The 7,475-nt window shown below is 65.0% G+C and carries 11 protein-coding genes; 7 read left to right on the top strand and 4 right to left on the bottom strand.

Translation table 11 applies throughout. From position 1 onward, the window contains the following. A partial coding sequence (locus tag EOA27_RS14330) for a methyltransferase domain-containing protein (RefSeq protein WP_127256548.1) occupies window positions 1–515 on the bottom strand: 515 nt, incomplete at its 3' end. Window positions 516–579: 64 nt separating this feature from the next. Between EOA27_RS14330 and EOA27_RS14325 the strand changes: the two genes are divergently transcribed. From EOA27_RS14325 to EOA27_RS14310, 4 genes are all read left to right on the top strand, one after another. After that, the gene (locus EOA27_RS14325; RefSeq protein ID WP_126083698.1) at window positions 580–1,380 is read left to right on the top strand and encodes a ComF family protein; all 801 of its coding nucleotides are present in this window, start codon (window positions 580–582) and stop codon (window positions 1,378–1,380) included. A 76-nt stretch (window positions 1,381–1,456) separates the two neighbouring features. Further along, complete coding sequence (grxC, locus tag EOA27_RS14320) at window positions 1,457–1,720, top strand: glutaredoxin 3 (protein ID WP_126081078.1); 264 nt, start codon at window positions 1,457–1,459, stop codon at window positions 1,718–1,720. A gap of 2 nt (window positions 1,721–1,722) precedes the next feature. Continuing rightward, on the top strand, window positions 1,723–2,589 hold the full coding sequence (locus EOA27_RS14315) for a carbon-nitrogen hydrolase family protein (RefSeq protein ID WP_126081079.1): 867 nt from the start codon (window positions 1,723–1,725) through the stop codon (window positions 2,587–2,589). Further along, on the top strand, window positions 2,586–3,011 hold the full coding sequence (locus EOA27_RS14310; protein WP_126081080.1) for a DUF1178 family protein: 426 nt from the start codon (window positions 2,586–2,588) through the stop codon (window positions 3,009–3,011). Before EOA27_RS14315 ends, EOA27_RS14310 begins: the two co-directional genes overlap by 4 nt. Here the strand turns inward: EOA27_RS14310 and EOA27_RS14305 are convergent. Further along, window positions 3,008–3,502, bottom strand: coding sequence for a MarR family transcriptional regulator (locus tag EOA27_RS14305; RefSeq protein ID WP_126083699.1), 495 nt, complete (start codon window positions 3,500–3,502; stop codon window positions 3,008–3,010). The two genes, EOA27_RS14310 and EOA27_RS14305, sit on opposite strands and share 4 nt — an antisense overlap. A 99-nt stretch (window positions 3,503–3,601) precedes the next feature. On the opposite strand from EOA27_RS14305, the gene EOA27_RS14300 reads away from it, so the two are divergent. Next, on the top strand, window positions 3,602–4,534 hold the full coding sequence (locus EOA27_RS14300) for a DMT family transporter (RefSeq protein ID WP_127256546.1): 933 nt from the start codon (window positions 3,602–3,604) through the stop codon (window positions 4,532–4,534). A gap of 147 nt (window positions 4,535–4,681) precedes the next feature. Continuing rightward, the gene (locus tag EOA27_RS14295; protein WP_126081082.1) at window positions 4,682–5,185 is read left to right on the top strand and encodes a flavin reductase family protein; all 504 of its coding nucleotides are present in this window, start codon (window positions 4,682–4,684) and stop codon (window positions 5,183–5,185) included. Between the two features lie 12 nt (window positions 5,186–5,197). Here EOA27_RS14295 and ubiG read toward each other — a convergent pair whose 3' ends face one another. Then, window positions 5,198–5,947: a bifunctional 2-polyprenyl-6-hydroxyphenol methylase/3-demethylubiquinol 3-O-methyltransferase UbiG gene (gene ubiG / locus EOA27_RS14290; RefSeq protein WP_126081083.1), complete on the bottom strand. Its 750-nt coding sequence runs from the start codon at window positions 5,945–5,947 to the stop codon at window positions 5,198–5,200. 309 nt (window positions 5,948–6,256) lie between these two features. Between ubiG and EOA27_RS14285 the strand changes: the two genes are divergently transcribed. Beyond that, window positions 6,257–6,814: a putative glycolipid-binding domain-containing protein gene (locus EOA27_RS14285; RefSeq protein WP_126081084.1), complete on the top strand. Its 558-nt coding sequence runs from the start codon at window positions 6,257–6,259 to the stop codon at window positions 6,812–6,814. A gap of 13 nt (window positions 6,815–6,827) precedes the next feature. Here the strand turns inward: EOA27_RS14285 and EOA27_RS14280 are convergent, their stop codons facing one another. Beyond that, window positions 6,828–7,124: an antibiotic biosynthesis monooxygenase gene (locus tag EOA27_RS14280; RefSeq protein WP_127256544.1), complete on the bottom strand. Its 297-nt coding sequence runs from the start codon at window positions 7,122–7,124 to the stop codon at window positions 6,828–6,830. Between the last annotated feature and the right edge of the window lie 351 nt (window positions 7,125–7,475).

Genomic DNA, 7,475 nt, shown 5'->3' with positions numbered 1-7,475 from the left:
TCGGTGAAGGGAAGGATGCGCGGGCTCGCGCCGCCGTAAAGCTCGGTCTCGGCCGTCAGCATGCTTTCGCGCAACTCGGCGAGCGTACCCGCGCCGGCGAGAGCGCCAAGGAAAAGCCCGTCCGGTTTCAGCGCCCGGCGGATTTGCGCCAGCACGCCGGGAATGTCGTTCATCGCGTGCAGCGACAGCAGGGAGACGACGAGGTCGAGGCTGCCGTCCTCGAACGGCACGGTCTCCGGCGGCGCTACCAGCCCCGGGCCGCCGGCCAGAAGCGCCTCGTCCATCTCGACGCGGACTATTTCGCCGACCTTGCCGCTGGCTGCGAGCACGTCGGCCGCCGCCGACGTCTGGCAAAACAGAGCGGCGGCCTTGCCGAAGCGGCGCTCGACGGCACCCAGCCGGTCGGCAAGGTCTTCGGCCGCTCGCCGCATCAGGAAATCGGCACCCTCGACGGGGCGGGCGAGGGCCCGGCGCTTGTGCGCGAGCCAGAGCTCAGTGTCGATCAAAGGCTGCAATCAAAAGCTTCCTGTTGTCCGCGCCCGCCGGAGTGGTGTTAATGTGGCGAGGGTTTCCTTTCACGTGGCCGATCCGGTGCACAAGATCAAGACCAGCGCGGTTCAGGACATGACGCGGCAGGCACTGGCCTGGCCGGCGCGTCTGTTGTTTCCGCCGGTTTGCGCCGGCTGCCGTCGCCATGTGTCGCAGCCCGGCGTCTTGTGCGGCGCCTGCTGGCCGAAGCTCAGGCTGCTGGAAAAGCCCTGGTGCCCGGTGATGGGCACGCCCTTCACCCACGACATGGGCGAGGGGTTTCTGTCGGCGGAAGCGATCGCCGATCCGCCGCCCTTCGAGCGGGCGCGGGCCGCTGTCATCTATTCGGGCGTCGCCCGGCAGATGGTCCAGGGGCTGAAATACCAGGACCGGACGGACCTGGCGCCCTGGATGGCGAACTGGATGGTCCGCGCCGGCGCGGAGCTGATTGCCGAGGCCGATCTGGTCGTGCCGGTTCCGTTGCACTGGCGGCGCTTCTTCCGGCGCCAGTTCAACCAGTCTGCGGAGCTTGGACGCGCCGTTGCAAAGCTCAGCGGGCTGCCATTCTCGCCATCCGCGGTCAAACGCGTGAAGCTGACGCGCCAGCAGGTCGGGCTCGAACGGCATGAGCGCGAGGAGAATGTGCGCGCCGCCTTTCGCGTGCTGCCCGACGCCGAGATCGAAATCGCGGGCCGCCGGGTGCTGGTCGTCGACGATGTCTACACCACCGGCGCCACGGTGAGGGCGGTCGCCAAGGCACTGAAGCGGGGCGGCGCCGGAGCGGTCGACGTGCTGACGTTCGCCCGAGTCCTGCCGGGGGACTTTCGGGCGGATGAGTCCGCGACTATATAGAAACCCAAACGTTGTTTTTGGTGCAGGTCGCTGCCATACAACCATTGGGCGACATGCACCGGCAGGATAGTGACCCATGGCCGATGTGACGATCTATACAAGGATGATGTGCGGCTACTGCAGCGCAGCCAAGCGGCTGCTCGACCGCAAGGGCGTGGTCTATACCGAGCACGACGCCTCGTTCTCGCCGGAACTGCGCCAGGAAATGATTTCCAAGGCGCATGGGCGAACCACTTTTCCGCAGATTTTCATCGGCGATACGCATGTCGGCGGCTGCGACGATCTCCATGATCTGGAGTCGCAGGGCCGGTTGGATGTGATGCTCGCCAACGGGAGATGATCATGGGTGTTTTCAAGGCCGCCGCCGTGCAGATGCGTTCGGGCACGAGCCCCGAACGCAACGCCGCCGACATGGAAATCCTGGTGCGCCAGGCCGCCGGCCAGGGTGCCACCTATGTCCAGACGCCGGAAATGACGGGTGCGCTGGTGCGCGACAAGGAAGCCGGCGCGGCCGCTTTCACCACCGAAGACAAGGACATTGTCGTCGCCACCGCGCGCAGGTTGGCTAAGGAGCTCGGCATCCACCTGCATATCGGCTCGACGGCGATCCGTCGCGCCGACGGCAAGCTCGCCAACCGCGCCTTCCTGTTTTCACCCGACGGCACGCTGATTGCCGGCTACGACAAGATCCACATGTTCGATGTCGACCTCGACAATGGCGAGAGCTGGCGCGAATCCGCATCCTACGAGCCGGGAACGGAAGCGGTCGTGACCGACGTCAAAGGGACGAAGCTGGGCTTTGCCGTCTGCTACGACCTGCGCTTCCCACAGCTGTTCCGCGCCGAGGCGATGGCCGGGGCGGAGGTGCTGACGGTGCCCGCCGCCTTCACGCGCCAGACCGGCGAGGCGCATTGGCATGTGCTGCTGCGCGCCCGTGCCATCGAGAACGGCGCCTATGTCATCGCTGCTGCCCAAGGCGGCCTGCATGAAGACGGCCGCGAGACCTATGGCCATTCGCTGATCGTCGATCCGTGGGGGCGCGTCATCGCCGAGGCCGCGCATAACGAGCCGGGCGTGATCCTTGCCGAGATCGATCCGGCGCAGTCGCTTGCGGCGCGCCGCAAGATCCCCAATCTCAGGAATGCGCGGGATTTCATCGTCAATGCCGGCGCAGGCGAAGCGCCGCGTCTCAGGGGTGCTGCCTCTTGATCCGCTTTTCCCTGATCTGCGAGCACGAGCACGAATTCGAAGCCTGGTTTCGCAGCAATGACGACTTCGACACCCAGAAGAAGCGCGGCTTCGTCGATTGCCCGAGCTGCGGCTCGCGCAAGATAGAGAAGGCGCTGATGGCGCCGGCCGTTTCGACCTCGCGCAGGCAGGAGAAAGTCGCTCTAGCGATGGGCGAGGCGCAGAAGCAGGCGCTGGCGCAGTTGAAGGCGCTGGCCGAGAAGGTGCGCGAGAATGCCGACTATGTCGGCGACAAGTTCGCCGAGGAAGCGCGCAAGATCCACTTCGGCGAGACCGATCCGCGCGGCATCTACGGCGAGGCGACGCCGGAGGAGGCGCAAAGCCTGATCGAGGATGGCGTCGAGTTCATGCCGATCCCGAGTTTTCCGGACGACCGGAATTAGGACGGCAAACTCAAGCTTCCGATCAGTTTTTCCAGCAGTTTCGCCAGCATTTCGCGGTCCTCTTGCGTCAGGCCGGCGAGGATTTCGTGCTCGTTGGCGACATGAGCGGCGAGTGCGGTGTCGGTGAGCTCGCGGCCTTTCGCGGTGAGCTGCACAACCACGCCGCGCCGATCGCTTGGGTGCGGCGCGCGCTGGATCAGACCGGCCTTTTCCAGGCGATCGAGGCGGGCAGTCATGGCGCCGGACGTCACCATCGTCGCCTCATATAGCTCGGTCGGCGTCAGCGCATAGGGCGAGCCCGACCGGCGCAATGTCGCCAGCACGTCGAACTCGCCGGCCTGCAACCCGAAGCGGGCGAAGACCGGCGCGAGCCGGTCGCGCGCAATGAGCGCCGAGGCCTCGTTCAGCCGTCCGATCACCCCCATCGGCGACACGTCGAGATCCGGCCGCTCCCGCCGCCACTGTTCCATAGCCCTGCCCGCCCGATCCATATCGCTCACCGCAAAGTATCTTGACGTAAAGAATCTTTACGCTATCTTATCGCATGAAGAACCGGCCGCCAAGCGGTCATGCAGCGACAGGACAGCCCGATGAAATTTCTCTGGGATTCGGCTATCGGCCTTCTGGTCGTGACCGGCGGCCTGCTCGGCATGACGCTGCCCTTCGGCAAGCTCGCCACCGCCGCCGGAGTGCCGGCCATGGTCTGGGCTTTCATTATATCGGTCGGCGCAGGCGGAGTGCTGTTGCTTGCGCTTCTGCTGCGCGGCGAGCGCATCCGGCTGACGCCGCACAAGCTGCGCTATTTCTTCGTCACCGCGGCGCTTTCCTATGCCATCCCCAATCTTTTGATGTTTTCCGCCATCCCGCATCTCGGCGCCGGCTACACCGGCATCATGTTCACGCTGTCGCCGGTGATCACACTGGTGTTCTCGATCCTGCTCGGCGTCAGGCGTCCGAACCTGCTCGGCGTCATCGGCATCGCCGTCGGCTTCGTCGGCGCGGTGATGGTCGCGCTGACGCGCGGCGAGGCCGGCCAGGCAGCGGACTATTTCTGGGTGGCGATCGGGCTGCTCATCCCGGTCAGCCTTGCCGCTGGCAACATCTATCGTACCGTCGACTGGCCGGAAGGCACCGGCCCGATCGAGCTCGCCGTCGGCAGCCATCTGGCCTCGGCCACGCTGCTCCTCATCGGCATACTGACGCTTTTGGGCTGGCAGGCCTTCGCACCGCTCGCCGGAGTGCCGCTGGTGATCGTCGGGCAGGTCGCCTCGGCCTCGGCAATGTTCGTCTTCTTCTTCCGCCTGCAGGCCGTCGGCGGCCCGGTCTATCTCAGCCAGATCGGCTATGTGGCAGCGGCCGTCGGCCTGTTCGCCGGGACGATCCTTCTCGGCGAGCACTACCAGCTTCTGACCTGGCTGGGTGCGGCCATCATCACCGCCGGTGTGTTCATCACCACGAAGGCGCAAAGCCAAAACGGCGCGCCTGCGTCGGTCCGGATCGAGCCGGCGTCGTCCCGCAGCTAATCCATCTTTGCTCGCGGCGCATGTCCTTATCCCGAAACCGGTTCCCATTTTCGGGAGACATGCTTTAAGCTCGCCTTGACGCTGTTCCAGACAGAGAACAACTACGCATCTTTCGTGAGATTGCTTTCGGCGAAAAAGGAGAAAGCCATGGCCAACGCGGAAGGTCCGGTCAGCGTCGCGGATTTCCGCGCCGCCATGCGGCTCATCGTCGGCAATGTCAGCGTCATCACCGCCGGCGTCGGCGACGACCGTACCGGCCTTGTCGTCATCTCGGTGGTGTCGCTGTCGGCGGAACCGCCGAAGGTGATCGCCTGCGTCAACCGCTCCTCGTCGACCTGGCCGGTCGTCGAGCGCTACCGGCATTTCGGCGTCAACTCGCTCGGGCCTCAGCACCAGCGGGTGGCCGAGCGCTTCTCCGGCTTCGGCGGCATCAAGGGCAAGGACCGCTATGAGGGTGCCGAATGGACGACGCTGAAGACCGGCGCATCGTTGCTCACCGATGCGGTGGCCGCGTTCGACTGCAGCCTCGACGAGATGATCGACCGCGGCGCGCATTCGATCGTCATCGGTTCGGTCGAAGCTGTCAGAATCCAGGACGCTGGGCAGGCTCTGATCTACTGGCGGGGCGGCTATCGGCCGTTGGAAGCCTGAGGTCTGACGCGATCAGACCGAGGCTTTCTCTGCCAGCACCATGTAGTTGACGTCCATGTCCTTCGAGCGCTGCCAGCGGTCGGCCAGCGGATGATAGATGACGCCGGTGCGGTCGATCACCGTGAGCCCGGCGGCGCCCAGCGCCTTTTCCAATTCGTCCGGCCGCACGAGCTTGCCGAACTGATGCGTGCCGCGCGGCAGCCAGCGCAGCACATATTCTGCGCCGATGATGGCAAGGCCGAGCGCCTTCAGCGTGCGGTTGATCGTGGCGACGAACATGATGCCGCCCGGGCGGACCATCTGGCCGCATTTGGCGACGAACAGGTCGACATCGGCGACATGCTCGACCACTTCCATGTTGAGGATGACATCGAAGGTCTCGCCGGCGTCCGCCAGTTCCTCGGCCGTCGCGGCGCGATAGTCGATGCCGACACCGGCTTCCGCCGCATGCAGCTTGGCCACTTCGATGTTCGTCGCCGAAGCGTCGGCGCCGACCACTTCGGCGCCAAGCCGGGCCATCGGCTCGCACAGCAAGCCGCCGCCGCAGCCGATGTCCAGGAAGCGCAGGCCCTCGAAAGGCCGCGCCGCGCGCGGATCGCGGCCGAAACGCGCCGCTACCTGGTCGCGGATATAGGCAAGCCGAACCGGATTGAACTTGTGCAGCGGACGGAACTTGCCGTTCGGGTTCCACCATTCGGCGGCAAGGGCGGAAAAGCGTTCGACTTCTCCGGCATCGATGGTCGATCGGCGGGGTTCTGGCATAGGCGGGTCTCCAGCGCATGACCCCGAAAATCGGAATCGATTTTCGGAAAAGGATCATGCGCAAAGTCAAACTGCTACAGCGTCCTTTGCGCGTCCGAGAGGACGCGCGGCGCTGTAGAGCGTTAGGAAGTCGGGCCCTTGGCGCCAAAAGTCAAGGCAGGGTTTTTCGGCTGCCGCCATGCGCGCCCCGGCAACCCTGCGGCGCGGCCCGGCGTTCTGTCAGCACATGGCAGCTGACTTGCCGCGCGTCGAAACAAAGCGGAATGAAGAACGAATACAGGACAGCCGGCACCGGCAGGAGGATCAAAAATGCGCATCGAGACTTCGATCCTTTGGCGCCGGCTCGACCAGGAAGGCCACGATGCCTGCCTGCTCGGCGAGACGGATGATGGTTGGTGTCTCAAGGGACATGCCCTCTTCGTCCATGACGGCAAGTCGTCCAGCCTTGCCTATGAGGTGAGTTGTGATTCCGGCTGGCGCACGCGCGCGGCGCGGGTCGACGGCTTTGTCGCGCTGCAGGAGTTGCGCTTTGAGATCGAGCGCCGGGCCGACGGCCAATGGCTGCTCAACGGCAAGGGCCAGGCGGAGGCAGCCGGCCTTGTCGACATCGACCTCGGTTTCACACCCGCCACCAATCTTCTGCCGATCCGCCGCCTCGATCTTGGCCCCGGCAAGACGACGCCCGCCCCAGCCGCCTATCTGGCTTTTCCCCAGCTCGAGCTTGTGCGCCTCGATCAGACCTATCGTCGGCTCGACGAAAGCCGCTACGCCTACGCCGCGCCCATGTTCGGTTATGAGGCCGTGCTGACGGTTTCGTTGGCCGGCTTCGTTGTCGATTATCCAAGCCTGTGGCGAAGCGCTGCCTGAGCAAGTTGCGCGATCAGCGCGACGGCGCAATCTCGGCATGGCTCATGACAACGCTGGCGGGCTCGATCGCCTGCATGGCCTCGCTGTCGCCGATCTCGGCTATAATGCGGTCTGCCGCCGCCTGGGCCTGATCCAGGCTCTGCCAGCGCACGACATCCACCCAGGTGCCATCCTCACGCTTCCCTAGGTGACGGGCAAGAAAGCCCGGCTGCCGGGCGAGCCAGTCGGTCATGACCCGGTTGTTGGCGACAAAGCCGGCTTCGGAGCCGGGCTTGAGGCGGAAGGTGACGATTTCCAGGGTTTCGGTCATGAGAATCTCCAAAGGCCGGGTTTCGGCAGTCTATGGCATGATCGGCGACAGAAATCCGTCAGGATGAGCGTCGTCGGGGCGGCTATAGGCTCGCTCGCTTGCGAAGCCTTGTTGTTTTGGCTAAGGAGGCCGCGCATTTCCGCGCCTGGCTTAACCCCTGGCGTTTCCTTCGGTTCCGGCCGTGCGCCGGCTTCAGTCAAAGGCATTTCGCTTCCATGGCGCGTATCGTGATGAAATTCGGCGGAACCTCGGTCGCCGACATCGCCCGCATCCGCAATGTGGCGCGCCATGTCAAACGCGAGGTCGATGCCGGCCATGGCCGAAACCACGACCGCCACCTCATGGCCGGCA

Origin of the sequence: Mesorhizobium sp. M2A.F.Ca.ET.037.01.1.1 (assembly GCF_003998075.1) — a bacterium.
Taxonomy (GTDB): Bacteria; Pseudomonadota; Alphaproteobacteria; order Rhizobiales; family Rhizobiaceae; genus Mesorhizobium.
Note: the sequence above shows the minus strand (reverse complement) of the source record. Positions and strands in the feature narration are given on the sequence as shown.

Coding starts and splice junctions, on each gene's coding strand:
- grxC (WP_126081078.1), top strand. CDS start 1,457: ATGGCCGATGTGACGATCTATACAAGGATGATGTGCGGCTACTGCAGC.
- EOA27_RS14315 (WP_126081079.1), top strand. CDS start 1,723: ATGGGTGTTTTCAAGGCCGCCGCCGTGCAGATGCGTTCGGGCACGAGC.
- EOA27_RS14305 (WP_126083699.1), bottom strand. CDS start 3,502: ATGGATCGGGCGGGCAGGGCTATGGAACAGTGGCGGCGGGAGCGGCCG.
- EOA27_RS14300 (WP_127256546.1), top strand. CDS start 3,602: ATGAAATTTCTCTGGGATTCGGCTATCGGCCTTCTGGTCGTGACCGGC.
- EOA27_RS14295 (WP_126081082.1), top strand. CDS start 4,682: ATGGCCAACGCGGAAGGTCCGGTCAGCGTCGCGGATTTCCGCGCCGCC.
- ubiG (WP_126081083.1), bottom strand. CDS start 5,947: ATGCCAGAACCCCGCCGATCGACCATCGATGCCGGAGAAGTCGAACGC.
- EOA27_RS14285 (WP_126081084.1), top strand. CDS start 6,257: ATGCGCATCGAGACTTCGATCCTTTGGCGCCGGCTCGACCAGGAAGGC.
- EOA27_RS14280 (WP_127256544.1), bottom strand. CDS start 7,124: ATGACCGAAACCCTGGAAATCGTCACCTTCCGCCTCAAGCCCGGCTCC.